The sequence below is a fragment of the Streptomyces altiplanensis genome (genome assembly GCF_053591575.1).
Genome location: NZ_JBSFUB010000060.1, coordinates 20,154 through 43,893 on the forward strand (window position 1 = coordinate 20,154; position 23,740 = coordinate 43,893).

23 protein-coding genes are annotated in these 23,740 nt (G+C 73.3%); 10 read left to right on the forward strand and 13 right to left on the reverse strand.

Features of this window, described 5'->3' with window-relative positions:
• The first annotated feature begins 113 nt into the window (after positions 1–113).
• Complete coding sequence (locus tag ACWD0Y_RS23845) at positions 114–1,742, forward strand: alkaline phosphatase D family protein (RefSeq protein WP_450262349.1); 1,629 nt, start codon at positions 114–116, stop codon at positions 1,740–1,742.
• Between the two features lie 154 nt (positions 1,743–1,896).
• Positions 1,897–3,351 (forward strand): GNAT family N-acetyltransferase, encoded by a 1,455-nt coding sequence (locus ACWD0Y_RS23850; protein ID WP_450262350.1) that lies wholly within the window; start codon positions 1,897–1,899, stop codon positions 3,349–3,351.
• Here ACWD0Y_RS23850 and ACWD0Y_RS23855 read toward each other — a convergent pair.
• Complete coding sequence (locus ACWD0Y_RS23855; protein ID WP_450262351.1) at positions 3,245–4,480, reverse strand: trans-sulfuration enzyme family protein; 1,236 nt, start codon at positions 4,478–4,480, stop codon at positions 3,245–3,247. The genes ACWD0Y_RS23850 and ACWD0Y_RS23855 overlap by 107 nt on opposite strands.
• Before the next feature lie 59 nt (positions 4,481–4,539).
• On the opposite strand from ACWD0Y_RS23855, the gene ACWD0Y_RS23860 reads away from it, so the two are divergent.
• Positions 4,540–5,022 carry an Lrp/AsnC family transcriptional regulator gene (locus ACWD0Y_RS23860; RefSeq protein WP_450262352.1) on the forward strand — a complete coding sequence of 161 codons (483 nt, stop codon included), beginning with the start codon at positions 4,540–4,542 and terminating at the stop codon, positions 5,020–5,022.
• A gap of 87 nt (positions 5,023–5,109) precedes the next feature.
• A complete protein-coding gene (locus ACWD0Y_RS23865; RefSeq protein ID WP_450262353.1) occupies positions 5,110–6,801 on the forward strand; it encodes a DUF885 domain-containing protein in 1,692 nt (563 codons plus the stop codon).
• 81 nt (positions 6,802–6,882) lie between these two features.
• Here ACWD0Y_RS23865 and ACWD0Y_RS23870 read toward each other — a convergent pair whose 3' ends face one another.
• Positions 6,883–7,746, reverse strand: coding sequence for an SDR family oxidoreductase (locus tag ACWD0Y_RS23870; RefSeq protein WP_450262370.1), 864 nt, complete (start codon positions 7,744–7,746; stop codon positions 6,883–6,885).
• A 67-nt stretch (positions 7,747–7,813) separates the two neighbouring features.
• Positions 7,814–8,320, reverse strand: a complete 507-nt coding sequence (locus tag ACWD0Y_RS23875) for a rhodanese-like domain-containing protein (RefSeq protein ID WP_450262354.1) — start codon at positions 8,318–8,320, stop codon at positions 7,814–7,816.
• 94 nt (positions 8,321–8,414) lie between these two features.
• On the opposite strand from ACWD0Y_RS23875, the gene ACWD0Y_RS23880 reads away from it, so the two are divergent.
• Complete coding sequence (locus tag ACWD0Y_RS23880; RefSeq protein ID WP_450262355.1) at positions 8,415–8,861, forward strand: Lrp/AsnC family transcriptional regulator; 447 nt, start codon at positions 8,415–8,417, stop codon at positions 8,859–8,861.
• Here ACWD0Y_RS23880 and ACWD0Y_RS23885 read toward each other — a convergent pair.
• The 4 genes from ACWD0Y_RS23885 to ACWD0Y_RS23900 all read right to left on the reverse strand — a co-directional run bounded on the left by ACWD0Y_RS23885 (position 8,822) and on the right by ACWD0Y_RS23900 (position 14,750).
• Positions 8,822–11,965 carry an AAA family ATPase gene (locus ACWD0Y_RS23885; RefSeq protein ID WP_450262356.1) on the reverse strand — a complete coding sequence of 1,048 codons (3,144 nt, stop codon included), beginning with the start codon at positions 11,963–11,965 and terminating at the stop codon, positions 8,822–8,824. The genes ACWD0Y_RS23880 and ACWD0Y_RS23885 overlap by 40 nt on opposite strands.
• Positions 11,962–13,143, reverse strand: a complete 1,182-nt coding sequence (locus ACWD0Y_RS23890) for an exonuclease SbcCD subunit D (protein WP_450262357.1) — start codon at positions 13,141–13,143, stop codon at positions 11,962–11,964. The genes ACWD0Y_RS23885 and ACWD0Y_RS23890 overlap by 4 nt, the downstream gene beginning before the upstream one ends.
• Positions 13,144–13,537: 394 nt before the next feature.
• Positions 13,538–14,164 (reverse strand): YigZ family protein, encoded by a 627-nt coding sequence (locus ACWD0Y_RS23895; protein ID WP_450262358.1) that lies wholly within the window; start codon positions 14,162–14,164, stop codon positions 13,538–13,540.
• A gap of 31 nt (positions 14,165–14,195) precedes the next feature.
• Entirely contained in the window at positions 14,196–14,750 is a 555-nt protein-coding gene (locus tag ACWD0Y_RS23900) for a DoxX family protein (RefSeq protein ID WP_450262359.1), read from the reverse strand.
• Between the two features lie 194 nt (positions 14,751–14,944).
• On the opposite strand from ACWD0Y_RS23900, the gene ACWD0Y_RS23905 reads away from it, so the two are divergent.
• On the forward strand, positions 14,945–15,352 hold the full coding sequence (locus tag ACWD0Y_RS23905) for a CoA-binding protein (RefSeq protein WP_450262360.1): 408 nt from the start codon (positions 14,945–14,947) through the stop codon (positions 15,350–15,352).
• Between the two features lie 31 nt (positions 15,353–15,383).
• On the opposite strand, the gene ACWD0Y_RS23910 is transcribed toward ACWD0Y_RS23905, so the two are convergent.
• Positions 15,384–15,938 carry a YbaK/EbsC family protein gene (locus tag ACWD0Y_RS23910; protein WP_450262361.1) on the reverse strand — a complete coding sequence of 185 codons (555 nt, stop codon included), beginning with the start codon at positions 15,936–15,938 and terminating at the stop codon, positions 15,384–15,386.
• A gap of 43 nt (positions 15,939–15,981) precedes the next feature.
• A complete protein-coding gene (locus ACWD0Y_RS23915) occupies positions 15,982–16,554 on the reverse strand; it encodes a helix-turn-helix domain-containing protein (protein ID WP_450262362.1) in 573 nt (190 codons plus the stop codon).
• A 94-nt stretch (positions 16,555–16,648) separates the two neighbouring features.
• On the opposite strand from ACWD0Y_RS23915, the gene ACWD0Y_RS23920 reads away from it, so the two are divergent.
• The gene (locus tag ACWD0Y_RS23920) at positions 16,649–17,515 is read left to right on the forward strand and encodes a DMT family transporter (RefSeq protein WP_093803700.1); all 867 of its coding nucleotides are present in this window, start codon (positions 16,649–16,651) and stop codon (positions 17,513–17,515) included.
• Positions 17,516–17,537: 22 nt separating this feature from the next.
• Here the strand turns inward: ACWD0Y_RS23920 and ACWD0Y_RS23925 are convergent, their stop codons facing one another.
• Positions 17,538–18,293 (reverse strand): acyltransferase, encoded by a 756-nt coding sequence (locus ACWD0Y_RS23925; RefSeq protein ID WP_450262363.1) that lies wholly within the window; start codon positions 18,291–18,293, stop codon positions 17,538–17,540.
• A 143-nt stretch (positions 18,294–18,436) separates the two neighbouring features.
• Here ACWD0Y_RS23925 and ACWD0Y_RS23930 point away from each other — a divergent pair, with 143 nt between their 5' ends.
• Positions 18,437–18,967 carry a gamma carbonic anhydrase family protein gene (locus ACWD0Y_RS23930; protein WP_450262364.1) on the forward strand — a complete coding sequence of 177 codons (531 nt, stop codon included), beginning with the start codon at positions 18,437–18,439 and terminating at the stop codon, positions 18,965–18,967.
• Between the two features lie 16 nt (positions 18,968–18,983).
• Here ACWD0Y_RS23930 and ACWD0Y_RS23935 read toward each other — a convergent pair whose 3' ends face one another.
• Both ACWD0Y_RS23935 and ACWD0Y_RS23940 read right to left on the reverse strand, forming a co-directional pair.
• Positions 18,984–19,667 (reverse strand): DedA family protein, encoded by a 684-nt coding sequence (locus tag ACWD0Y_RS23935; protein ID WP_450262365.1) that lies wholly within the window; start codon positions 19,665–19,667, stop codon positions 18,984–18,986.
• Positions 19,668–19,809: 142 nt separating this feature from the next.
• A complete protein-coding gene (locus ACWD0Y_RS23940; protein ID WP_450262366.1) occupies positions 19,810–20,262 on the reverse strand; it encodes a DUF4442 domain-containing protein in 453 nt (150 codons plus the stop codon).
• A 93-nt stretch (positions 20,263–20,355) separates the two neighbouring features.
• Between ACWD0Y_RS23940 and ACWD0Y_RS23945 the strand changes: the two genes are divergently transcribed.
• Positions 20,356–21,351, forward strand: coding sequence for a hypothetical protein (locus ACWD0Y_RS23945; protein ID WP_450262367.1), 996 nt, complete (start codon positions 20,356–20,358; stop codon positions 21,349–21,351).
• Between the two features lie 64 nt (positions 21,352–21,415).
• The gene (locus ACWD0Y_RS23950; RefSeq protein WP_450262368.1) at positions 21,416–22,753 is read left to right on the forward strand and encodes an MFS transporter; all 1,338 of its coding nucleotides are present in this window, start codon (positions 21,416–21,418) and stop codon (positions 22,751–22,753) included.
• Here the strand turns inward: ACWD0Y_RS23950 and ACWD0Y_RS23955 are convergent.
• On the reverse strand, positions 22,715–23,560 hold the full coding sequence (locus ACWD0Y_RS23955) for a spermidine synthase (protein ID WP_450262369.1): 846 nt from the start codon (positions 23,558–23,560) through the stop codon (positions 22,715–22,717). The two genes, ACWD0Y_RS23950 and ACWD0Y_RS23955, sit on opposite strands and share 39 nt — an antisense overlap.
• Positions 23,561–23,740: the final 180 nt, after the last annotated feature.

Here is a 23,740-nt window from a genome sequence, read left to right on the forward strand (position 1 = left end):
TTGCCGTGACCGGGCGTTAGGCATGGCCTCACACGCCGGAGTGTCCGCAAGGTGGACACTCCGGCGGGCAGTCCGATCCACAGAACGACCGAACCGTCACTGGAGGCGCATCGATGCCGCACCGACCGCAGAGCCAGTCCCCCGACCGACGTTCCGTCCTGCGCGGCTCGCTGGCCGCCTCGGCCGCGCTCGCCCTGCCCGCCGTCGGTGCCACCGCCGTCGGCGCGGGTGCCGCGCCCGCCCAGGCGCTCTCCGGCCGGCCGCGTGCCGCGTGGGGCGTGCAGACGGGTGACGTCACCTCCTCTTCGGGTCTGGTGTGGGTACGGTCCGACCGCCCGGCCCGGATGATCGTGGAGACGTCCGCGACGGAGTCCTTCCGCCACTCCCGCAGATGGCACGGCCCCCTGCTCGGGCCCGGTACGGACTTCACGGGGACGACGCCGCTGCGGGGCCTGCCCCCGGGCGAGCAGGTGTACTACCGGGTGACCCTCGCCGATCCCGACGATCCCCGTCGCACCGGGGAGCCGGTCCGGGGAACGTTCCGTACGGCGTCCGCGAAGCGGCGCGGGGGCGTGCGCTTCCTGTGGTCGGGTGACATCGCGGGACAGGGGTGGGGCATCAACCCGGACATCGGCGGCTACCGGGTCTACGACGAGATGCGCCGCCTCGACCCGGACTTCTTCCTGTGCAGCGGCGACACCGTCTACGCGGACGGCGTGATCCAGCCGAGCGTGACGCTGCCCGACGGGCGTGTGTGGCGGAACATCACCACCCCGGAGAAGTCGAAGGTCGCCGAGACCCTGGACGAGTACCGCGGGAACTTCCGCTACAACCTGCTGGACGAGAACGTGCGCCGTTTCAACGCGCAGGTGCCCTCGATCGTGCAGTGGGACGATCACGAGGTGCGCAACAACTGGTACCCGGGCCAGATCCTCGACGACGCCCGCTACACGGAGAAGAACATCGACGTACTGGCGGCGCGGTCGATGCGCGCGTTCAGCGAGTACTTCCCGATTTCGACGCTCCCCGCGCGCGGGGAGGGCGGAAAGGACGGGAGGCGCGGAAAGGACGACGGCCGGGTCTACCGGGTGGTCGGGCAGGGCCCCCTGCTCGACGTCTTCGTCCTCGACATGCGGACGTACCGCAACGCCAACTCCCCCGGCCGGCAGCCCGACGACGCGACCGGCATCCTCGGCGCCGAGCAGCTCGCCTGGCTGAAGAAGGAGCTGTCGCGCTCCCGCGCGGTGTGGAAGGTGATCGCCTCCGACATGCCGCTGGGAATCGTCGTCCCGGACGGACCGGCCGACTTCGAGGCGGTCGCGCAGGGTGATCCCGGGGCGCCGCTGGGCAGGGAGCTCCAGATCGCGGAGCTCCTGCGCCACATCAAGCACGCCCGTATCACCGGCACGGTGTGGCTCACGGCGGATGTGCACTACACCTCCGCCCAGCACTACGATCCGTCCCGCGCGGCGTTCAAGGACTTCGCGCCCTTCTGGGAGTTCGTGTCCGGCCCGCTGGCCGCGGGCGGCTTCCCGTCGAGCCGGCTCGACGCCACCTTCGGGCCGGACCAGGTCTTCGTGAAGGCACCGGCCCGCGCCAACGTGTCGCCCATGGAGTCCCCGCAGTACTTCGGCGAGGTCGACATCGACGGCGGGAGCGGCGAGCTGACGGTGCGGCTGCGCGCCGAGGGCGGGACGGTGCTGTTCAGCAAGGTGCTGCAGCCCGGCCTCGTCGGCCAGTAGCCGGAGGTGTCGGAGAGGGGATCCGGGAACGCGGACGGGCCGTCTCACGGGGCCCGGCATGGCTGAAAACGGCCACTAAGCCCCAGAAGCACGCTTAACCCATCAGTCACAGAGCGTTCGTGATCACGCAACAACAGTCGGTCACAGTGGTGCCATGACGGATGTGACTGGCATGCCCCATACGACCGACACGACCGGCACGGCGTCGCCGAAGCGTCCCCGCCGCGCCCACCACTGGCGGCGGGACCTCGTCGAACTCGCCGCCCTGTTCACCGCCGTGGCCGTCGCCGACGCGATCGCGAACACGATCGCGCACGGCCCCGACGGACCGTACCTCCTCGTGGCCTCGGCCGTGGTGCTGACCGCCACGGCCGGATTCCACACCTGGTGGGCGCGGCGGCACAGCCATTCCCCGCCGCCGCCCCCTCCCGGCCCCCGCCCCCGTACGGCCGGTGACGGTGCGCCGTCCGTCTCCGAGACCGCGCTCTGGCGGATGCGCACCACCGTCAGGGACGAGCCCGGCAGCCTGGCGCTGCTGTGCACCGCCCTGGCCCGCCATCAGGTGGACATCCTCACCCTGCAGACCCACCCGCTCGCCGAGGGCACCGTCGACGAGCTGCTGCTGCGCGCCCCCGCCACCCTCCAGGCCGCCGCGCTGAGCCGGGAGGTCTCCGCCGCCGGCGGCAGCGACACGTGGCTGGAGCGGGCCGACGCCCACGACCTGGTCGACGCCCCCACCCGGGTGCTCGGTCTCGCCACCCGCACCGCGCTCGACGCCGCGGAACTTCCGCTGGCGCTGCGGCAGCTGCTCGGACGCTGCACCATCCATTCGCTGCCCGCCACCAGCCTCACCGGCCGGCCCACCGGTGATGCCGCTCCGGTCGAAGGCGTCCTCGACGGCACGGTCATGAAGCTGCGCGATCCGTCCGGCGGGGCGATCACCGTCGAGCGCCACTACCTGCCCTTCACTCCGACGGAGTTCGCGCGCGCCCGCGCCCTCGTGGAGCTCGACGCCCGCCTCGGCCCGCGCATCCCGCGCGGCGAGCAGGTCCTGACCCTCCCCGAGGGCAACGAGATCACCGTCCGCAGGGCCGGACCCGACGACCTCGAAGCCGCCCGCGCCATGCACGACCGCTGCGGCGACCGCACCCTGCGCCTGCGCTACCACGGCCCGGTGGGCGACGCCGACCGCTACCTCGGCCACCTCCTCAGCCCGCGTTTCGGCCGCACCCTCGCCGCCTCGACGGCGTCCGGCCGCCTCGTCGGTCTCGGCCACCTCCTCTGGGACGGCGACGAGACGGAGGTGGCGCTGCTCGTCGAGGACGCGTGGCAGCGGCGCGGCATCGGCTCCGAACTGCTGGGCCGCCTGGTGGCTCTCGCGGCCGAGGCGGGCTGCGAGAGCGTCTACGCCGTCACCCAGTCGTCCAACACCGGCATGGTCGCGGCCATGCGCGGCCTCGGCCTGCCCCTCGACTACCAGATCGAGGAGGGCACCCTCGTGGTCACCGCGCGGCTGGGTGCGACGGCCGTACGTCCGCACCCCGCTCACGCGCAGGGGCCGGCACAGACACCGGCGCACGCACGGCCGCAGCGGCCCCGGCAGCGCTGAGGGCCTCGCACAGGTCCCGCCACAGGTCCTCCACGTCCTCGAGCCCGACCGACATCCGCAGCAGCCGGTCGCTGACCCCCGAGGACCGCCGGTCTCCCTCGGCCACGACGCGGTGGCTGATGGAGGCCGGGTGCTGGATGAGCGAGTCCACGCTGCCGAGGCTGACAGCGGGCGTGATGAGCCGTACGCCCCCGATCACCGCGTGCGGATCGCCGTACACCTCGAAGGCCACCATCGCGCCGCCGAGCTTCGGATAGTGCACCCGCGCCACCCGCGGGTCGGCGGACAGCCGCCGGGCGAGTTCGGCCGCGGACGCCGACGCCGCGCGCATCCGTACGGGCAGTGTGGAGAGCCCGCGCAGCAGCAGGTATCCGGCCAGCGGATGGAGTACGCCGCCGGTCGCGAACCGCACCTGGCGCAGCGCGCGGGCGAGCTCCTCGTCGCACGCCACCACCCCGCCCAGTACGTCGCCGTGCCCGCCCAGGTACTTGGTCGCGCTGTGCAGGACGAGCCGTGCGCCGTCCTCCAGCGGGCGCTGGAGGACCGGCGTCGCGAAGGTGTTGTCGACGAGCAGCGGCACCGACCCGCAGGAGTGCGCGACCGCCCGGACGTCGATCTCCGCGAGGGTCGGATTGGCGGGGGTCTCGACGATCACGAGGCCGGTGTCGGGGCGGATCGCGTCCTCGATGCCGGCCGGGTCCACCCAGGTCACCTCGGTGCCGAGCAGCCCGGCGTTCAGCAGGTGGTCGCTGCATCCGTACAGCGGCCGTACGGCGACGACGTGGCGCAGGCCCGCGCTCGCCCGTACGAGGAGTACGGCGGTGAGCGCCGCCATGCCGCTGGCGAACGCGACGGCGCTCCCGGCGCCCTCCAGCCGCGCCAGGGCGTCCTCGAAGCGGGCGGTGGTCGGGTTGTCGAGCCGTGAGTAGACGGGCGGGCCCTGGGGCCGCGCGCCGGTGGCGGCGAACTCGTCGATCCTGGCCGCCTCCCCCCGGCTGTCGTACGACGGGTAGGTGGTCGACAGGTCGAGCGGCACGGCGTGCAGTCCCAGCGCCGCGAGGTCTTCGCGGCCGGCGTGGACGGCTTCGGTGGCCAGGGCCCGGGGTGTGGTCGAGGCGTCGGTGTTCATGACATGACTCTGAACAGCTACCGGGAAGTAGGGATGGATGACCGTGTTACGTTCGGCGCATGGCCGAATCCGTCGTACTCGACCCGGTCGATCTGCACATCCTGCGCCTTCTGCAGAACGACGCGCGGACCACCTACCGCGATCTGGCCGCCGAGGTCGGGGTGGCGCCCTCGACCTGTCTGGACCGGGTGGCGCGGCTGCGCCGCTCCGGTGTGATCCTCGGCCACCAGCTGCGCCTCGACCCGGCCAAGCTCGGCCGGGGTCTCGAAGCCCTGCTCTCGGTGCAGGTACGCCCGCACCGGCGCGAGCTCATCGGCCCGTTCGTGGAGCGCATCAGGGCGCTGCCCGAGTCGCGGGCGCTCTTCCACCTGACCGGGCCCGACGACTACCTCGTCCACGTGGCGGTGGCGGACACGGCGGACCTGCAGCGGCTGGTCCTGGACGAGTTCACCTCACGGCGCGAAGTCGCCCGCGTGGAGACCCGGCTGATCTTCCAGGCGTGGGACTGCGGGCCCCTGCTGCCGCCCGCGGCGGGACGCTGACAACAAGCTGCCACCAAACGGCCGGTGGCATGCCGTCGACTCCGGACAGTGGTGACGCGGAGCCCTTTCCCGTACGAGGATGTCCGCATGTCAGTCACTTCGAGCAGCGCGCTCCTCCTCCCCCGCCAGGTAGCCGACGCGTACGTCGACGCACTCATCGCCCTCGACCCGATCACCGGCACGTACTTGGGAGTCGAGGAGAGCTCCCGCCGCCTTCCGGACTTCTCCCCCGCGGGACAGGAGGCACTCGCCGCGCTGGCCCGCACCACGCTCGCGGAGCTGGACAGGGCGGAGGGCCGGCCCGGTGCGGACAGTGACGTCGAGCGGCGCTGCGGCCGGCTGCTGCGCGAGCGGCTGAACGCCGAACTCGCCGTGCACGAGGCCGACGAGAGCCTGCGCGCCGTCAGCAACATCCACTCGCCCGCGCACAGCATCCGCGGCGTCTTCGCCGTGACGCCCACCAGGACCGACGAGGACTGGGCGGCGGTGGCCGAGCGGCTGCGCGCGGTGCCCGGCGCCCTGGAGGGCTACCGGGCGTCGCTCGCGCTCGGTCTGGAACGGGGGCTCCTGGGCGGCCCGCGCGCCACGGAGACCTTCATCGGCCAGCTGACCGAGTGGGCGGGAACCGGACGCGGCTGGTTCGAGGAGTTCGCGGCGGCGGGGCCCGGCTCGCTGCGCGCCGAACTGGACGCGGCGGGACGCGGCGCCACCGAAGCCGTCGCCGCGCTGCGCGACTGGATGCGCGACGTGTACGCCCCGGCCGTGAAGGACGCGCCCGACACGGTGGGCCGCGAGCGGTACGCCCGCTGGTCGCGCTACTTCAACGGCACCGACCTCGACCTCGACGAGGCGTACGCGTACGGCTGGTCCGAGTACCACCGCCTGCTCGGCGAGATGAGGACCGAGGCGGAGAAGATCCTGCCGGGCGCGGCCACCCCGTGGGAGGCCCTGGCCTGGCTCGACGAGCACGGCACGCACATCGAGGGGGTCGAGGAGACCAGGGCCTGGCTCCAGGGCCTGATGGACGAGGCCATCGAGGCGCTGGACGGCACGCACTTCGAACTCGCCGAGCGGGTACGGAAGGTGGAGTCCCGCATCGCGCCCCCCGGCGGCGCGGCGGCGCCGTACTACACCACCCCCTCCGAGGACTTCTCGCGCCCGGGCATCACCTGGCTGCCGACGATGGGCGAGACCCGCTTCCCGGTGTACGACCTGGCGTCGACCTGGTACCACGAGGGTGTTCCCGGGCACCACCTGCAGCTCGCGCAGTGGGTGCACGTCGCGGACCGGCTGTCCCGCTACCAGGCGTCGGTCGGCATGGTCAGCGCCAACGCCGAGGGCTGGGCGCTGTACGCGGAGCGGCTGATGGACGAGCTGGGCTTCCTCGGCGACGCGGAGCGCAGGATCGGCTACCTGGACGCGCAGATGATGCGCTCCACCCGCATCATCGTCGACATCGGCATGCACCTGGAGCTGGAGATCCCGGCGGACTCGCCGTTCCACCCGGGCGAGCGCTGGACGCCTGAGCTGGCGCAGGAGTTCTTCGGCATGCACAGCGGGCGGCCCGCGGACTTCGTGGAGAGCGAGCTGACCCGCTACCTGTCCATGCCCGGCCAGGCGATCGGCTACAAGCTGGGCGAACGGGCGTGGCTGCTGGGCCGCGAGAACGCCCGCAAGGCGCACGGCGACGCCTTCGACGCGAAGGCGTGGCACATGGCGGCGCTGTCGCAGGGCTCGCTGGGCCTCGACGACCTGGTGGAAGAGCTGTCGAAGCTCTGACGACCCGGGGTGTGCGGGTACGGCGGCCGGGTTCCCCGGTTCCATACACCCGGCCGCCGTCGCCCCGGACGGCTCACGCGCTCACCCGCGCCGGAACCCGCCCTCGGAGTCGATGACCTGCCCCGTGATCCACGCGGCCTCGTCCGTGGCGAGCCAGGCGATGAGCCGGGCCGGATCGTCCGGCATGCCCCACCGCCCGGCGGGGAACATCGCGGCGATCGCGTCGTAGTCGTCACCGCTCAGGTAGTCCGTGTCGACAGGGCCCGGGTTGACGGCGTTGACCGTCACCGCGAGGTCCGCGAGCGTGGTGGCGAGGGTACGGGTGGCGGACGCGAGGGCGCCCTTCGCGAGGCCGTACGCGACCTCTCCGGGCATGCCGCCCGCGATGTCCTGGCCCGAGGTCATCATCACGACCCGCCCGCCCGGCGAGCGCCGCGGCAGGGTCGCGCGCAGCCGGGCGTACGCCTGGACCAGCAGGATCACGGACCGTGTGTCGACGGCCCAGTGCGCGTCGAGCATGGCCGCGTCGATGGTCTCCAGCGTGCCGTCGGAGCCGCTGAGGGCGTGGTTGGCGACGAGGATGTCGATCCGTCCGCCGAGCGCCTCGGCGGCGGTGGCGACCAGTTCGGCGGGGGCCTCGGGATCCGCCAGGTCACCGGGGCCGTGGGCGACGGTGGCGGCCGGGTCGGCGCTCGCTTCCCGCACCCCCGCGACGACCGCTTCCGGGCCTTCGGGCTCGGCGCCCCAGGGCTGCGCCGCGTCGTGCGGTACGTGGTGGTGGAGGTAGACGCTCGCACCGTAGGCGGCGAGACGGCGGGCCACCGCGTAACCGATGCCACCGCGGCGGCTGGCCCCGGTGACGAGGGCGCTGCGGCCGCGCAGGGGCAGGGGGTCGCGGCGGAGTCCGGCCGCGGAAGGTCCTGGGATCTTGGGCACGGCCCACATCCTGGTGGTGCGGGCCGCCGGTGTCATCCGGTTTCCCCGGCCCCCTGCCGTACGGCGGACCGGCCGGTCAGCAGCCGCAGTTGCCGGGGGCGACGAGCGCGGTGAGCGGGTCGGCCTCGCGCCGCTCCCGGCCCTTGCCCGTCTCGGTCTCGAAGCCCTCGCGGATCCAGTACTCGATGCCGCCGAGCATCTCCTTGACCTGGTAACCGAGTTCGGCGAGGGCGAGAGCCGCGCGAGTGCCGCCGTTGCAGCCGGGCCCCCAGCAGTACGTGACGACCGGCACGGACTTGTCCAGGAGCCGCTCCGCCCGGGCGGGGATCTCCGCCGTGGGGAGGTGCAGGGCGCCGGGGATGTGCCCCTGTTCCCATGCCTGCGTGGAGCGGGGGTCGATCAGGGCGAAGCCTGGGTCCTCACCCGCCGCGAGGGCCGCGGCGACGTCGAACGGGTCGGTGTGGAAGGCGAGGCTGGCGCCGAAGTACGCGGCGGCCGCGGCGGGGGTGGCCGGCGGGACGCGGAGAACGGCGTTCGCGCGGGTGGCGGAGGTCTGGGCGGTGGTGGGCCGTGTCGTCGTCATGGACAGAAATCTACGGTGGACGATCATCCGATTGAAGTGAGATTCCCCGGCTCTTGTCTTGATCTGCCGGTGGATCCCCTGTTGTCTCGGGGACATGAACGGATATTCACCGGACGCCACCGACTGGCGCATCCTGGAAGCCCTGCAACGCGAGGGGCGGGCCACGTTCGCCGAACTGGCGCGCGCCGTGTCCATGTCCGCGAGCGCCGTGACGGAGCGGGTGCGGCGGCTCGAAGAGGCCGGGGTGATCTCGGGCTACACGGCCGTCGTCGAGCAGGAGCAGCTGGGGATGCCCATCCTGGCGTTCGTACGGCTGCGCTATCCGCACGGCAACTACAAGCCGTTCCACGACCTGCTCGAAGCGACGACCGAGGTGCTCGAAGCACATCACGTCACGGGCGACGACTGCTTCGTCATGAAGGTCGCGGCCCGTTCGATGAAGCACCTGGAAGAGGTCTCGGGCCGGTTCGGCACGCTCGGCTCGGTCACCACCAGCGTCGTCTACTCCTCGCCGCTGCCCCGGCGCGCGCTCAGCCGCTGACCGAAGGCCGTGTGGTGGCGCACCACGGAGCCGTGCCGGTCCTTGACGACCTCCAGCCGGGTGGTGACGCGGCGCCGCAGGTCCGCGACGTGGCTCACGATGCCGACGCTGCGGTCGCGTTCGCGCAGGGAGTCCAGTACGTCGAGGACCTCGTCCAGGGTCTGGTCGTCGAGGCTGCCGAAGCCCTCGTCGATGAAGAGGGTGTCGAGCCGTACGCCGCCGGCCTCGTCGGTGACCACGTCGGCGAGGCCGAGCGCGAGCGCGAGCGAGGCGAAGAACGTCTCGCCGCCGGAGAGGGTCGCCGTGTCGCGTTCGACGCCGGTCCAGGCGTCGACGACGTGCAGGCCGAGCCCCGACCGGCCCCGGCCGCCGGCTCTGGCGTCGGAGTGGACGAGGGTGTAGCGGCCGGAGGACATGCGCTGGAGGCGGGCGGTGGCGGCGGCCGCGACCTGCTCCAGGCGGGCGGCCAGGACGTACGACTCCAGGCGCATCTTGCGTTCGTTGTCGGCGGAGGTGCCGGCGGTGAGCGAGGCGAGGCGCGCGACCCGCTCGTACTGCTCGCGCAGCGGGCCGAGGCGGCGCGTCTCCTCGGCGGCCTGCTGCGACAGCCGGGCGAGAGCGGCGCAGCGATCGCTCGCGGCGTCGAGGACGGACGCGGCGTCGAGCAGCCCGCGCTCGGCGGCGTCGAACCCGGCCTGGGCGCGCTGCGGTTCGGCCCGGGGCCGGGCGGCGGCCGCGGCGGTCGCGGGCTCCGCCAGCCGGTCCGCTACGGCGGCCTGTTCGCGCTGCCAGTCGTCGATCCGGTGCTGGAGGCCGCGCTGCTCCGCCTCTGCGAGCAGCGCCTCGGCCGCCGCCCGCGGAGTGTCGAAGCCAGCTTTGAACGCGGCGTCGGCGAGCCGGTCGTCGGCCTCCTTGAGGCGCTGGGCGGTGATCTCGACCGCCCGTACGGCTTCGGACGCCTCACCGAGCACCCGGACACGGCGCTCCAGCAGCGCGGCGTGCTCGGCGACACTGCGCGCTTCGCCGCGGGCCCGGGTCAGTTCGGCTTCGAGGGAGGCCTGTTCGCGGTCGAGCGCTTCGCGCTGCGAGGTGCGGGCGGCGGCACGCCGTTCGGCCTGCCGCTGCGCGTCGACGCGTCCCGCGTACTCGCGCTCGGCGCGGTCCAGCGCCTCACGGGCCGCGTGCAGACCGGCGGCCATGGCGTGCGCCTCGGCGTGCTCCTGCCGCAACTCCTCTACGAGGGAGGCAAGTTCTTCGACTCTCACCTCATGCAAGTGGCCGGATCCGGCGTTCCGGAGGGCTTCCGCCGGTGCGGGCGCCGCGCCGGCGGTCCCCGCTCCGGACGGCCCGTCGCCGTCGGCGCGGCCGCCCGCCTCCGCGCGCGCCGCCGCGTGGTCCTCACGCACCGCCGCCAGCGCGCGCTCCGCCCCGGAGCGCACCGCCTCGGCGTCCGCATGGGCGGCGTACGCCGCTTCTTCCGCCGTACGGTCCACCTGGTCCGCCGCCGCCCGTGCGGGCGCCGGGTGCTCGGTCGAGCCGCAGACCGCGCACTCCTGACCGTCGCGCAGGCCCGCCGCCAGTTCGGCCGCGATGCCCAGCAGCCGGCGTTCCTTCAGGTCCAGCCACCTCTCGTGGGCCGAGGCGGCCTCCTCCCGGGCCGTCCGCAGCCGGTCCTCGGCGGCCGTGACCTGTTCGCCGAGCGCGTCGCGCCGGCGTGCGGCGTCGAGTCTGCGGCGGGCCGGTTCGAGCCGGCCCGCCAGGTGCTCGGCGCGGGTCACCGCGTCCTGGGCCGCTTCGATGCGCTCCTGGCAGCGGCGGCGGGTCGTGTCCCAGCCGTCCAGCCAGTCGGCGGCGTCCCGCAGCAGTTCGTCGTCGGCGCGGGCCTGCCGCTCCAGCGCCGCCCGCTCCCGGCCGATCTCCTCGCTGCGCCGCTCCGCCCTGCGCGCGGCTTCGAGGCCGCCGAGGTCCTGGCGGAGCCCGCGTTCCAGTGCGGCGAGGTGCTCGGCACCGGTGTCGGCGAGGTCCGGCGGCAGTTCGGCCCGCGCGCGTTCGCGGGCCGCGCTCGCCGCGCGGTGCTCCCGCTCGGCGTCGTCGCGCAGCGACAGGGCGGGGGCGACGCGGTCGGCCCGGCGGGCACGGTCCTGCAGCGCGCGCAGCCGCTCGTACTCGGGGCGGCGCGCTTCGAGTGCGTCGGCGCGCCGGCGCGCGTCGGCGTGACGCTGCTGGAGGGCGGCCAGTTCGCGTTCGGCCTCCAGGGCGGTGCGGGCCGCTGCCCGCCGGCTCTCCGCCGCGGCGACCGCCGACTCCGCGACGGCGAGCCGTTCACGCGCACCGCTGCGCGCGATCGCGGCCCATTCCCGTACGGCCTCGGCGAGTCCGGGCTCGCCGGGCTGCGCGTCGGGCAGCGGCCACTCGCGCGCGTCCGCGCTGTCGCCCGCGGCCTGCGCCATCCGCTGCGCGACGGCGAGCAGCCGCTCGTCCCCGGCCCGCACCTGCTGCTCCGCCGAGCGGCGCAGTTCGGCGAGACGCTCTTCGACGGCGGCGAAGCGGCGGGTGTCGAAGAGCCGTCCGAGGAGCTTGCCGCGTGCCTCCGCGTCGGCGCGCAGGAAGCGCGCGAAGTCCCCTTGGGGCAACAGCACCACTTGGCAGAACTGCTCCCGGCTCATGCCGACGAGCTGGGTGATCTCCTCGCCGATCTCCTGGTGGGAGCGGCTGAGCGCCTTCCACCCGGTGTCGGGCCGGTGCTCGCGCAGCCAGCTCTGCGCCTTCTCCGTGGTGAAGCCGGTGCCCTTCTTCTTGGGGCGCGGCTGCGCGGGGCGCCGGGTAATCTCCAGGCGCCGTCCGCCCACGGTCAGTTCGAGGCGCACCTCGGTCGGCAGGCCGTGCGGGGCGTGATCGCTGCGCAGTGAGGCGCCGGGGCTCTGCCGGGCGCCCGGCACCGCGCCGTACAGCGCGTAGCAGACGGCGTCGAGGACGGAGGTCTTGCCTGCGCCGGTCGCTCCGTGCAGCAGGAAGACCCCGGCGGCGCTGAGCGCGTCGAAGTCGACTTCCTGAGTGGTGCCGAAGGGCCCGAAGGCCGTGATGTGCAGGGTGTGCAGCCTCATCGGGCGGCCCCGCGCACACCGTCCTGCGCGAGCGCGGTGTCGACGCGTACGTCGTCGAAGACGCTCTGGAGCACGGTGCGCTCCCGGTCGTCGGGGCCGCTGCCACCGCGCACATGGGCCACGAAGTCCTCCGCGATCTGCTGGTCGTTGCGCCCCTTGAGCCGCTGGGCGTAGGACGCCAGGGGGTCCTCGGGCGCCCGCTCGGGGTCGAAGACGAGGCTGACGGTGTGCGGGAAGCGCGCGCTGAGCCGCGCCATGGGTTCCGGGGGGCGTACGGGATCGGTGAGCGTCGCCTCGATCCAGGAGTCCTCGTGGCGCGCGAGGGCGGGGTCCTCGACGAGTTCCTCCAGGCGTCCGCGGATCCGGGCGACGCGCCTGGGCACGGGGCAGTCGATCCGCTCGCCCTCGACCTCGCCGCCGGGCCCGAGGTCGATCAGCCACATCGTCTTGCGGTGGTCCGCCTCGGAGAAGGAGTACGCGAGCGGGGAGCCCGAGTAGCGGACGCGTCCGGTGATGGCCTGGCAGCCGTGGAGGTGCCCGAGGGCCACGTAGTCGACGCCGTCGAAGACACCGGCGGGGACGGAGGCCACGCCGCCGATCGTGATGTCCCGTTCGCTGTCGCTCGGTTCGCCGCCCGCGACGAAGGCGTGCGCGAGAACGACCGAGCGGGTGCCGGCGGGCCGTCCGGCGAGGTCGGCGCGTATCCGCTCCATCGCCGCCCCGACGACGGCCTCGTGCCCGGCCCTGGCCGTCTTGAACTCCTCGCGCACCAGGGCGGGTTCCAGGTACGGCAGCCCGTAGAGGGCCACGTCTCCGTGCGCGTCGGAGAGGACGACGGGCGTGGCGCACCCCGCCGGGTCGGTACGCAGATGGATCCCGGCCCGGTCGAAGAGCCCGGCGCCGACGCCGAGCCTGCGGGCCGAGTCGTGGTTCCCGGAGATCATGACGGTCGGAACGCCCTCGGCGGCGAGCCGGTGCAGGGCCCGGTCGAAGAGTTCGACGGCGGCGAGCGGCGGCACGGCACGGTCGTACACGTCCCCCGCCACCAGCACCGCGTCCACGTCCCGCTCGCGCACCGTCGTCACCAGGTGGTCGAGGAACGCGGCCTGGGCGTCGAGGAGGTTCACTCGGTGGAAGGAACGCCCCAGGTGCCAGTCCGACGTATGCAGAATCCTCAAGAGACGGCTCCGACCTGCATGTGTACCTTCCTCCGCCCCCTTGGCCGGCGCCGTCCCGGCGCGGACCCGACTGTCAGCACGGACCACGTTAGCGCCGGTCGGCACCCGGGCTGTCACAGACCTCTGTTTTCACCCGGGGAAGAGAGCCGGCCCGGGCGGAGAGGCCGAAGATGCCGCCGGGGCGACTCCATTAGCCGCCGCAGGAGTCGGGGATCACATCAGACCCGGTCCGCAACGTGATCCCGGCCACGCCTCCCGTCCGCCTCCGGAGGCGGGTACGGACCGGAGCACGGCGGCCGTCCGGGCGGGGCCGGCGGTCTGCCGCCGGTCAGGGCGCCCGGCGCACCGCGGCGGCGAGGCACGCCGGGGCCGCGAGGCGCACCGGTGTCCGCCCTCAGGCGTCGCCGTACGCCTCTCCGCCGAGCTCGAACCCCGCCGTGCCCGCCGTGGCGTCGGCCAGCCAGGCGCGGAAGGGCTCGACATCCGCCTCCGGCAGTCCGACCTCGATCGCGACCGCGTCGGCGTACCGCACCTCGCGCACCGCGCGTCCGGTCGTCCGCAGGTCGTTCTCCAGCTTTCCGGCCCGCTGGTGGTCGACGGTGACGGTGGCGAGCCGGAAGCGCTGCCGGGTGATCGTGCCGAGGGCGTCCAGGGCTTCGCCGACCACTCCGCCGTACGCCCTGATCAGTCCGCCCGCGCCGAGTTTCACGCCACCGTAGTAGCGGGTGACCACGGCGACGGTGTACCGCACCTCGCGGCGCATCAGCATCTGGAGCATCGGTACACCGGCCGTGCCGCCCGGTTCGCCGTCGTCGCTCGCCTTCTGCACGGAGGCGTCCGCGCCGATGACGTACGCGTAGCAGTTGTGCGACGCCGTCGGGTGTTCCCTGCGGACGCGCGCGACGAAGTCCTGCGCCTCCCGCTCGGTCGCGGCGGGTGCGAGCGCGCAGAGGAAGCGCGATCGGCCGATCTCGGCCTCGTGCACACCCGCGCGGGCGACGGTCCGGTACTGCTCCTGCATTCGGCCCACCCTATGCGCAGACCGGAGGGCACTACTTCCGGAGCAGCAGGATGACGGCGGCGACCACCAGCCCGACGGCCACGGCGGCGGCGCCGTAGGCGAGCCGGTGGGTGCGCAGGCCGGGCAGGAAGCGGTCGGCGGCGTACCGGCCGGGACCGGTCAGCGTGAGCGCGACCGCGGCCGCCGTGAGGAGCACTTCGTACTCGATGCCCTCGGGGGCGAAGAAACCGCCGCCCCACTTCACGGCGAGCACGTTGACCATGGTGCCCACGAGGGCCGCGCCGGCCAGCGGGGTGAGCAGCCCGAGGACGAGCCCGAGGCCGCCGAGCGTCTCGGTGAGGCCGGCCACGACCGCCATCGCCTCGCCGGCCGGGTAGCCGCTCGCGGTGAAGAACTGGCCGGTTCCTTCGAGTCCGCCGCCGCCGAACCAGCCGAAGAGCTTCTGCACGCCGTGGGCGGCCATGGTCAGGCCGAGGGCGAGACGGAGGACGAGCAGGCCGGTGTCGTAGCCGTGGAGCGAGGGGGTGCGGCGGGCAGCGGCGCCGCCGATGACGGGGACGCCGAGGGTGCTGGTGGGGGGAGTCATGTGAGGGGCTCTCCTGTGGGTCGGGCCGGTCCGAAGTTACTTGAAACTTCAAGTCACACGTCGCGACGATACACAGCGGTACAACTTTGAACAACAGCGCGCCGGGGAACGGACCGGCGCGCCGCCCCGGGAATGCCCGCCGGACGTCGCCCGTTGGCCACCACAAGTGACCTTCCGACCCCAGGAGGCAGGGCGTGTACGGCGACCCGGCAACGATCCGCAAGATCCTCACGCAGTCCGGCGACACCTGGGCGGTGGTGGGCCTGTCCGGCAACCGGTCGCGGGCGGCGTACGGCGTCGCCGAGGTGCTCCAGCGCTACGGCAAGCGCATCGTGCCGGTCCACCCCAAGGCCGAGACGGTCCACGGCGAACAGGGGTACGCGTCACTGGCCGACATCCCGTTCCCGGTCGACGTCGTGGACGTGTTCGTCAACAGCGACCTCGCGGGCGGCATCGCGGACGAGGCGGTGGCGGTCGGCGCCAAGGCCGTGTGGTTCCAGCTGGGGGTCGTCGACGAGGCCGCCTGCGAACGCACCCGCGCCGCCGGACTGGACATGGTCATGGACCGCTGCCCGGCGATCGAGATCCCCCGGCTCGGCTGACGGCCGGCCGGGGGCGCACCGCCGGAGGGGGTCAGACCCCGAGCCCGTCGACGACAACCGCGCCCGGCAGCCCCGCGAAGGCCTTGCCGGGCAGGATGAGCTTGCCCCTGCGGCGGCCGCTGCCGATCAGGACCCATGGGACGCCGGTGACGGCGGAGTCCACGAGCAGCGGCCAGCCGGCGGGCAGCCCGACCGGCGTGATGCCGCCGTACTCCATGCCGGTCTCGCCGACGGCCGTGTCCATCGGGGCGAACGACGCCTTGCGCGCGCCGAGGTGCCTGCGGACCGCGCCGTTCACGTCCACCCGCGTACGGGAGAGGACCACGCAGGCGGCCAGGGTGGTCTCGCCGCCCCGCTTGCCCGCGACGACCACGCAGTTCGCCGAGGCATCGAGAAGTCCGGTGCCGTAGTGCTCGGCGAAGGCCGCCGTGTCGGCGATCTCCGGGTCGGTGTCGACGTAGACCAGCTGGTCGGCGGGTACGTCGTTGCTCCACGCGCGCACGGCCTCCGCGACCGGCGCGGTCAGCAGGCCGAGGCAGTCGGGGGCGGGCGTGGCGTTGTCGAAGTCTCCGAGGGGCGCGCGCATGGGCAGACGCTAACAGCCGCCCCCGGGGAGCCCGTTGACCGTCTCAGCGTACGGGCGGAATCGATACGGCCATCGTCATCTCGACCGTCTCGGTGCCTTCGTTGCGGTACGCGTGCGGTACGTCCGCCTCGAACGTCGCGGAGGCCCCCGCCGGCACGGAGTGCGGCTCGCCGTCGACCACGAGGGTCAGCTCGCCCGCGGTGACGTGCAGCAGTTCGGTGGTCCCGGCGGGATGCGGGTCGGACGCGCTGCTGTCGCCCGGCACCAGCCGCCAGGCCCACAGTTCCAGCGGGCCACGGGTCTCGGTGCCGACGAGCAGCGTGGTGTGACTGCCCGCGTCCGTGGACCACATGCGGACCGCCTGCTCCCGGGGTACGAGCCGGACCTGCTTGCCCTGTTCGTAGTCGAGCAGGGTGGTGATGCTGACGCCGAGCGCGTCGGCGAGTTTCACCGTGGTGCCGACGCTCGGGTTCGTACGCGCCTGCTCGATCTGGATGATCATGCCGCGGCTGACGCCCGCGCGGGTGGCCAGCGCGTCCAGCGTGAAGCCGCGCTCACCCCTCCAGCGCTTGAGGTTGCGGGCGAGCGACTGCGTGAGCTGGTCGAGGTCCGTCACATTGCGTCCAATATTTTGGATGACAGAGTTCAATGAACTGCACTACGGTCTGGTGCACCAGACTGTTCACCGCACTGTACTGCGAGGCACCGCCATGACCGCACTCTTCGCCCTGGCCACCAGCCTGCTCTGGGGGCTGGCCGACTTCGGCGGCGGGCTGCTCACCCGGCGTACGCCCGCGCTGACCGTCGTCGTGGTGTCCCAGACCATCGCCGTGGTGGTGCTGGGCGCGGTCGTCGTCGCGACCGGAGGCTGGAGCGAGGCCGGGCCGCAGCTGTGGTTCGCGGTGGCCGCGGGCGCGGTCGGTCCCGTCGCGATGCTGTGCTTCTACAAGGCCCTCGCGCTGGGCCCGATGGGTGTCGTCTCGCCGCTGGGGTCGGTGGGCGTCGCCGTGCCCGTCACGGTGGGCCTGGTCCTCGGCGAGCGCCCCGGGCTGCTGCAGTTCGCCGGCATCGCGGTCGCGATCGCCGGAGTGGTGCTGGCGAGCGGTCCGCAGCTGCGCGGGGCGCCGGTGCAGCGGCAGGCGGTCGTACTGACGCTGGTCGCGGCGGTCGGCTTCGGTGCGGTGCTGGCCCTGATCGCCGAGGCGTCCACCACTCTGGTGGGGTTGTTCCTCGCGCTCTTCGTCCAGCGCGTGACCAACGTGGCGGTCGGCGGCGCGGCGCTGTACGTGTCGGTCAGGCGCGGCGCGAAGGCCCTTCCCGAGGACGGCGGGATGCGCGTGGTCCGGTCCGCGCTGCCCGCCCTGGCGTTCGTCGGTCTCGCCGACGTCGCGGCGAACGGCACGTACTCCCTCGCCGCCCAGAGCGGGCCCGTCACCGTCGCCGCCGTACTGGCCAACCTCTACCCGGTCGTCACGGCGCTGTGCGCCCTAGCCCTCCTCAAGGAACGGCTGCGCGCGGTGCAGGCGGCGGGCGCCGGGCTGGCGGTGGTGGGCACGGTGCTGCTCGCCGCGGGGTGAGCGGACCGGCATCCGCCGCGGCTCACTCGGCGGCCCCGGTCTCCAGCTCGGCCAGCGCCAGCAGCTGCTCCGGGGTGACGCCCTCCGGGATCGGTACGGGCGCGGGCGTGCGCAGCGGCGGCTGCCAGCCCTTCACCGCGTCCCAGCTGCGTACGACCCGGGCGGGCGCCCCGGCCACCACCGCGTGGTCGGGAACCTCGCCCCGTACGACCGCGCCCGCCGCGACGACGACGTTACGGCCGAGCCGGGCGCCCGGGAGGATCACGGCGCCGGTGCCGATCCAGCAGCCGGGGCCGATCTCCACCGGGTCCGTACGGGGCCACTGCTTGCCGACGGGGACGTCGGGATCGTCGTAGCTGTGGTTCGTGGACGTCACGTACACGAACGGGCCGAAGTAGCAGTCGTCCGCGATGGTCACCGTCGTATCGGCGATGACATGGCTGCCGCGGCCGAGGACCACACCGTTGCCGAGCCGCAGGATCGGGTCGGGACCGAGGTCGAGGCCGGGCATCATTCCGGCGGTCAGGGTGACCTGCTCGCCGATGATGCAGTGGTCGCCGAGGCGGATCCACTCCTCGCCGAACACGGTGCCCTGCGGGAAGGCGAGCTTCGTTCCGGTGCCGATCGCACCGAAGCGCAGCCGCCCCGGACGCTCCGCGCTGACCGCTCCGGCCTGCTGCACCCAGCGCCATCCGGCGTGCACGGCGCCGGTCACCAGACGGCGGCGCCAGGCGGCCAGCGCAGACAACGATGAGAACGTGTTTCTGTTCTTCGGCACCCGCACACGGTAGTCGGCGGGACGCGGGCGGCCCGGAGCGGCCTGCTGTGATGTTCGCCCCACCCGGCACCCCGAAGACCGGGGGCGTCACTTACGGTTCCCCTGGCGCGACCGACCAGCGACGAAGCACCAGGGAGCACGCGATGGCACAGCAGGCTTTGATCACCGGCGTCGGCGGCAAGGAGCCGCGGACCGACCCGTCGGCCTTCGCCGCGCCGACGTCCGTCGTGATCGGGGACGTCACGCTGGGCGCGGGCGCCAGCGTCTGGTACCACGCCGTACTGCGCGCCGACTGCGGGCCGATCGTCCTCGGCACCGACAGCAACATCCAGGACAACTGCACGGTCCATGTGGACCCGGGCTTCCCCGTCACGGTCGGCGACCGCGTCTCCGTGGGACACAACGCCGTACTGCACGGGTGCACGGTCGAGGACGACGTACTGGTGGGCATGGGCGCCACGGTGCTCAACGGCGCGCACATCGGCGCCGGTTCGCTGATCGCCGCGCAGGCGCTCGTGCCGCAGGGCATGCGAGTGCCCCCGGGCTCGCTGGTCGCCGGCGTACCCGCCAAGGTGAGGCGGGAGCTGACGGACGAGGAGCGCGAGGGCATCAAGCTGAACGCCGCGATGTACGTGGAGCTGGCCAGGAGCCACCGCGAGGCGCACGCGGACTAGGCGCGGGGCGACGCCGTCAGTCGGCGGTCGCCGCGGCCTTCTCCGGCACGGCGGCCACCGGCTCTTCCCCGGCCTGCGACCGCGCCCCGGACTGGGCCGCGGCCTTCTTGGCGCGGCTCTTGAGCACGAGCATCGAGGTGACACCGAACAGCACGGCGAGCACCAGGCCCAGCCACGAGAAGCGCTTGAGCCACGCCTCCGCGACCACACCCACCGAGTAGATGACGGCGGTGGTGCCGCCCGCCCACAGGATGCCGCCGAAGACGTTGGCGATGAGGAACTTCCAGTACGGCATGCGCAGTACGCCCGCGAGCGGTCCCGCGAAGATCCGCAGCAGGGCGACGAAGCGGCCGAAGAAGACCGCCCACATGCCCCACTTCTCGAACGAACGCTCCGCCATGGCGATGTTGCTCTCGCCGAAGTGCTTGGGGAACTTGCGGCCCAGTTTCGCGAGCAGCGGCCTGCCGCCCTTGCGTCCGATCGCGTAACCGATCGAGTCACCGATGATGGCGCCCGCCGTGGCGCACGCGCCGAGGACGTACGGGTCGATGTCGCCGTGCTGGGAGGCCAGCAGGGCCGAGCTGACGAGAACGATCTCGCCCGGCAGCGGAATGCCCAGACTTTCCAGCCCGATGACAACCCCCACCAGGAGGTAAATGCTGACCGCCGGGATGGTCTCGAGCCACTCCGTGATGTGCAACGCCGGTTCCTGTCGTCGTGGGGAGGGCGGCTGCCCGCCGTGCGCCCCCGTGGCGCACGGCGGGCAGCCTACCCGCACCTCACCACGGCGTGACGGCGTCCGGGAGGTCGCTCCCGTCACACGGGGACGCGGCCAGCTGTGGTCAGCTGTGGGGACGCAGGGTCCACACGACGGTCATCTCGCCCGTCACGGCGCCGTCCTCGCGCCGGATGGCGATCTCGACGGGGAACTCGGGGCGCTGTCCGGCGTCGAGCTCCGCGACCACGTCCGCCGCCGGGCGGCCGAGCGTCGCGGTCGCGGTGACCGGCCCCATGGCGAGCTTCTTGTAGCCGATCTCCGCCCTGACGGCGAGCGGCACGGCACGCGACAGCTGGTCGCCGAAGGCGGCGAGGACGATCGCGCCGCTCGCCGACTCGGCGAGGGTGAACATCGCGCCGGCGTGCGGGCCGCCCACGTGGTTGTGGTACTCGGCCTGGTCCGGAAGGCGGACCACGGCGCGCTCCTCCGTGGTCTCCAGGAATTCGAGGTTGAGGGTACGGGCCATGGGAACCGTCGCCGCGAGCATGTCGCCGACGGACGTCTGATCTGCGCTCATGCGGCGCCAGGTTACCCACGAGTAGGCGCACTTGGCCATCCCCTCGGGGGCGGAAGCAACGGCTCCGGCCGCGCACCTCTATCGTTACCGGTCATGTGGCCAGGACAGCAGCCGCCCGGGGGCGAGCAGAACCCGCAGGACCCGCAGCAGAACCCGTACCGGCAGCCGGGCTATCAGCAGCCGGGGTACCCGTCACCCGGCTACCAGCAGCCGGGCCATCAGCAGCCGGGGTACCAGCAGCCCAATCCCTACCAGCAGCAGCCGTACGCGCCCCTGACGCCGCCCGGCGGCCCGCAGCCGCCGGGCGGCAACCGGAAGAAGACCGCGATCGTCGCGATCGCCGCGGCCACCGCCGTCGTCGCGGCGGCCGTGATCACCGGCGCGGTGGTCCTGGGGAAGGACGACGAGGGCGGCGGCACCCGGGCGGGCGGCGAGAAGACGTCGTCGCCTTCCGCCACCTCCGAGGCCCCCTCCGCCCCCACCCCTCCCGTCGAGAATCCGCGCGGCGGCTCGGTCGAGAAGGCCAAGCCGACGATCCCCGGCTGGAAGGTCGTCACCAACCCGAAGCACGGAACCCGCTTCGACGTACCGCCGGAGTGGGAGGTGCAGGCGCCGGGCATCACCCTCAGCATCACGGACACCGTGAACCCGGGAGACAAGCCCCTCATCGGGATGTCGGCGCCGGCGTACTTCAAGAGCGGGTGGTGCGGCAAGGACACGCTGCTCGGAGCGGCCGGGACCCGGGGCGCGAACGGGGCCCGCACCACGACCACCGAGGCCGAGAACGTGGCCGACAACTGGGTGTTCGCCGCGTACGACCAGAAGGAGACCGGCACGTTCAAGGTCTCCAGGGCCACGCCGTTCACCTCCGCGTCCGGGCTCAAGGGCAGTGTGTCCGTCGCCTCCGTCACGGGCGTCACCAGGAAGGACAAGTGCGACACCGACGGCAAGTCGATCGCCTTCGCCTTCAAGGACACCGACGGCGACTTCGCCGTCTGGAGCCTGTACACCGCCAAGGGCGTCAAGGACGAGCTCCCCGACGCGACCATCCGGAAGATCCTCGGAACGGTCCGGCTGATCGACTCCTGAGCAGACCTGCCGCCGGTGCCGAATCGGTTTGGCAACGGCGGCCGACGCCAGCGATAGTCCGGAAGTGACATCTCCTGCCGCCGCTCCCCGCCGAGCCCGCCGCCCCGAATGGGCCGGCCGTAACTACACCCTGCTGACCGCCGCCGCGGTCGTGACGAACCTGGGCACCCACGGTGCGCTGATCGCGGCGGCGTTCGCCGTCCTCCAGGCCGGCGGCGACGGCGGTGACGTGGGCATGGTGGCCGCGGCCCGTACCCTGCCGCTCGTCCTGTTCCTCCTCGTGGGCGGCGCGATAGCCGACCGGATGCCGCGCCACCACGTGATGGTCGCCGCCAACGCGCTCAACTGCCTCTCCCAGGGAGCCTTCGCCCTGCTGGTCCTGACGGGCGATCCCCAGCTGTGGCAGATGATGGTCCTGACCGCCCTGTGCGGCACGGGCCAGGCGTTCTTCAACCCGGCGGCCGAGGGCATGCTCCTGTCCAGCGTCAGCGGCGAACAGGCCAACCGCGCCTTCGCGCTCTTCCGGATGGCCATGAACGGCGCCGGCATCGGCGGCGCGGCGCTCGGCGGCGCGCTGGTCGCCGCGGTGGGTCCCGGCTGGGTCCTCGCCGTCGACGCCGCGGCGTTCGCCTTCGCCGGCGCGCTGCGGGCCTTCCTCGACGTGAGCCACATCAAGCCCCGCGAATCCGGCGGCGGGATGCTGGCCGACCTGCGCGAAGGCTGGCACGAGGTCGTCGGCCGGCCCTGGCTGTGGAGCATCGTGGCGCAGTTCTCGGTGGTCGTCGCCGTCGTGGGAGCCGCCGAGGCGGTCTACGGGCCACTGGTCGCCGAGGAGGAACTGGGCGGCGCCGCGCCCTGGGGCCTGGCCCTGGCCGCCTTCGGTGTCGGCACGGTCGGCGGCGCGCTGGTGATGATGCGGTGGAAGCCCCGGCGCCTGCTGTTCGTCGGAACCCTGTGCGTCTTCCCGCTCGCCCTGCCGTCGGCGGCGCTGGCCGTGCCGCTGCCGGCGGCGGGTCTCGCCGCGGTGATGTTCTTCAGCGGTGTCGCGATCGAGGTGTTCGGTGTCGCCTGGATGACGGCGCTCCACCAGGAGATCCCGGAGGAGAAGTTCTCGCGCGTTTCGGCGTACGACTGGTTCGGTTCGGTCGCGATGCTGCCGCTGGCCACGGCGGTGGCCGGACCCGTCGAAAGCCTCGTCGGGCGCCAGGAGGCGCTGTGGGGCTGCGCGGCTCTGGTGGTGCTCGTCACCGCCGCGGTGCTGTTCGTGCCCGACGTACGGAACCTGACCCGCCGTACGCACGGGACGCCGAAGGCGGGTGTACCCGCCCCCTCCCCCGCGTCCTCGTCCGTCCTCGCCGTGCCGTCAGCCGATGCCGAAGGCACCACCGGGCGGCTCGGGTGACTCCACCGCGTCCTCGTCCCGTACCGCCGTCGCGTCACCGATGAAGCGCGCCAGCGAAGGACCGCTCTCCACGCGCGCGGGGAAGGCGTCCCCGGCGGCCCTGCGGGCCAGGGCCGCCGTGTCGACGGGGACGTGCGAGGCGATCAGTACCGCGTTGCCGAAGCGGCGGCCGCGCAGCACGCCCGGTTCGGCGATCAGGGCGAGCTCCTCGAAGACGGCCGCGAAGGTGGCCAGCTGGGAGCGGAGGAAGGCGAACGGCGCGCCGTCCGCGAGGTTGGCCGCGTAGATCCCGCCGGGGCGCAGGACGCGTCCGGCCAGCCGCGCGTACGCGACGGACGTGAGGTGCGCGGGCACCCGGGAACCGCCGAAGACGTCGGCGACGAGTACGTCGGCGGAGGCGGCCGGGGCGTTTTCGAGCCACTGGCGCGCGTCGGCGCCGTGCACCCGTATCCCGGACCCTTCGGCCAGCGGCAGGTGTTCGGCGACCAGCGCCAGCAGGCCCCGGTCGGCCTCCACCACGTCCTGGCGCGAGCCCGGCCTGGTGGCCGCCGTGTAGCGGGGCAGCGAGAGGCCGCCGCCGCCGAGGTGCAGCACGTCGAGGGGTGCGCCCTCCTCCGCGGCGCAGTCGACGACATGGGCGAGGCGCCGCGCGTACTCGAACTCCAGGTGGGCGGGATCGTCCAGGTCGACGTACGACTGGGGCGCGCCGTCGACCGTGAGCAGCCAGGCCCGCTCCCGGTCCACGTCGGGCATCAGCTTGGCGGTGCCCCGGTCCACGTCCCGGATCACGGGTATCGGCTCGTCCACCCCACCATTGTGCGGCGCCGGCCGGCCCGCCCCGCGCCGGGGAGCGGTTCCGTGCCGTGTCCTCGGGGACTTCCCCGCGGCGGAGCCGTGAGGTGTCACGGCGGGAAGGGGCGGGCCGGGTCCGCCTGCACCACACCCGGTGCACCCCGCGGATGTTCGGGACCTTCGTCGCGGGGGCGG

Coding starts and splice junctions, on each gene's coding strand:
- ACWD0Y_RS23875 (WP_450262354.1), bottom strand. CDS start 8,320: ATGACGACGACACGGCCCACCACCGCCCAGACCTCCGCCACCCGCGCG.
- ACWD0Y_RS23885 (WP_450262356.1), bottom strand. CDS start 11,965: ATGAGGCTGCACACCCTGCACATCACGGCCTTCGGGCCCTTCGGCACC.
- ACWD0Y_RS23945 (WP_450262367.1), top strand. CDS start 20,356: ATGTGGCCAGGACAGCAGCCGCCCGGGGGCGAGCAGAACCCGCAGGAC.
- ACWD0Y_RS23850 (WP_450262350.1), top strand. CDS start 1,897: ATGACGGATGTGACTGGCATGCCCCATACGACCGACACGACCGGCACG.
- ACWD0Y_RS23880 (WP_450262355.1), top strand. CDS start 8,415: ATGAACGGATATTCACCGGACGCCACCGACTGGCGCATCCTGGAAGCC.
- ACWD0Y_RS23920 (WP_093803700.1), top strand. CDS start 16,649: ATGACCGCACTCTTCGCCCTGGCCACCAGCCTGCTCTGGGGGCTGGCC.
- ACWD0Y_RS23930 (WP_450262364.1), top strand. CDS start 18,437: ATGGCACAGCAGGCTTTGATCACCGGCGTCGGCGGCAAGGAGCCGCGG.
- ACWD0Y_RS23860 (WP_450262352.1), top strand. CDS start 4,540: ATGGCCGAATCCGTCGTACTCGACCCGGTCGATCTGCACATCCTGCGC.
- ACWD0Y_RS23900 (WP_450262359.1), bottom strand. CDS start 14,750: ATGACTCCCCCCACCAGCACCCTCGGCGTCCCCGTCATCGGCGGCGCC.
- ACWD0Y_RS23895 (WP_450262358.1), bottom strand. CDS start 14,164: ATGCAGGAGCAGTACCGGACCGTCGCCCGCGCGGGTGTGCACGAGGCC.
- ACWD0Y_RS23910 (WP_450262361.1), bottom strand. CDS start 15,938: ATGCGCGCGCCCCTCGGAGACTTCGACAACGCCACGCCCGCCCCCGAC.
- ACWD0Y_RS23855 (WP_450262351.1), bottom strand. CDS start 4,480: ATGAACACCGACGCCTCGACCACACCCCGGGCCCTGGCCACCGAAGCC.
- ACWD0Y_RS23845 (WP_450262349.1), top strand. CDS start 114: ATGCCGCACCGACCGCAGAGCCAGTCCCCCGACCGACGTTCCGTCCTG.
- ACWD0Y_RS23865 (WP_450262353.1), top strand. CDS start 5,110: ATGTCAGTCACTTCGAGCAGCGCGCTCCTCCTCCCCCGCCAGGTAGCC.
- ACWD0Y_RS23940 (WP_450262366.1), bottom strand. CDS start 20,262: ATGAGCGCAGATCAGACGTCCGTCGGCGACATGCTCGCGGCGACGGTT.
- ACWD0Y_RS23870 (WP_450262370.1), bottom strand. CDS start 7,746: ATGTGGGCCGTGCCCAAGATCCCAGGACCTTCCGCGGCCGGACTCCGC.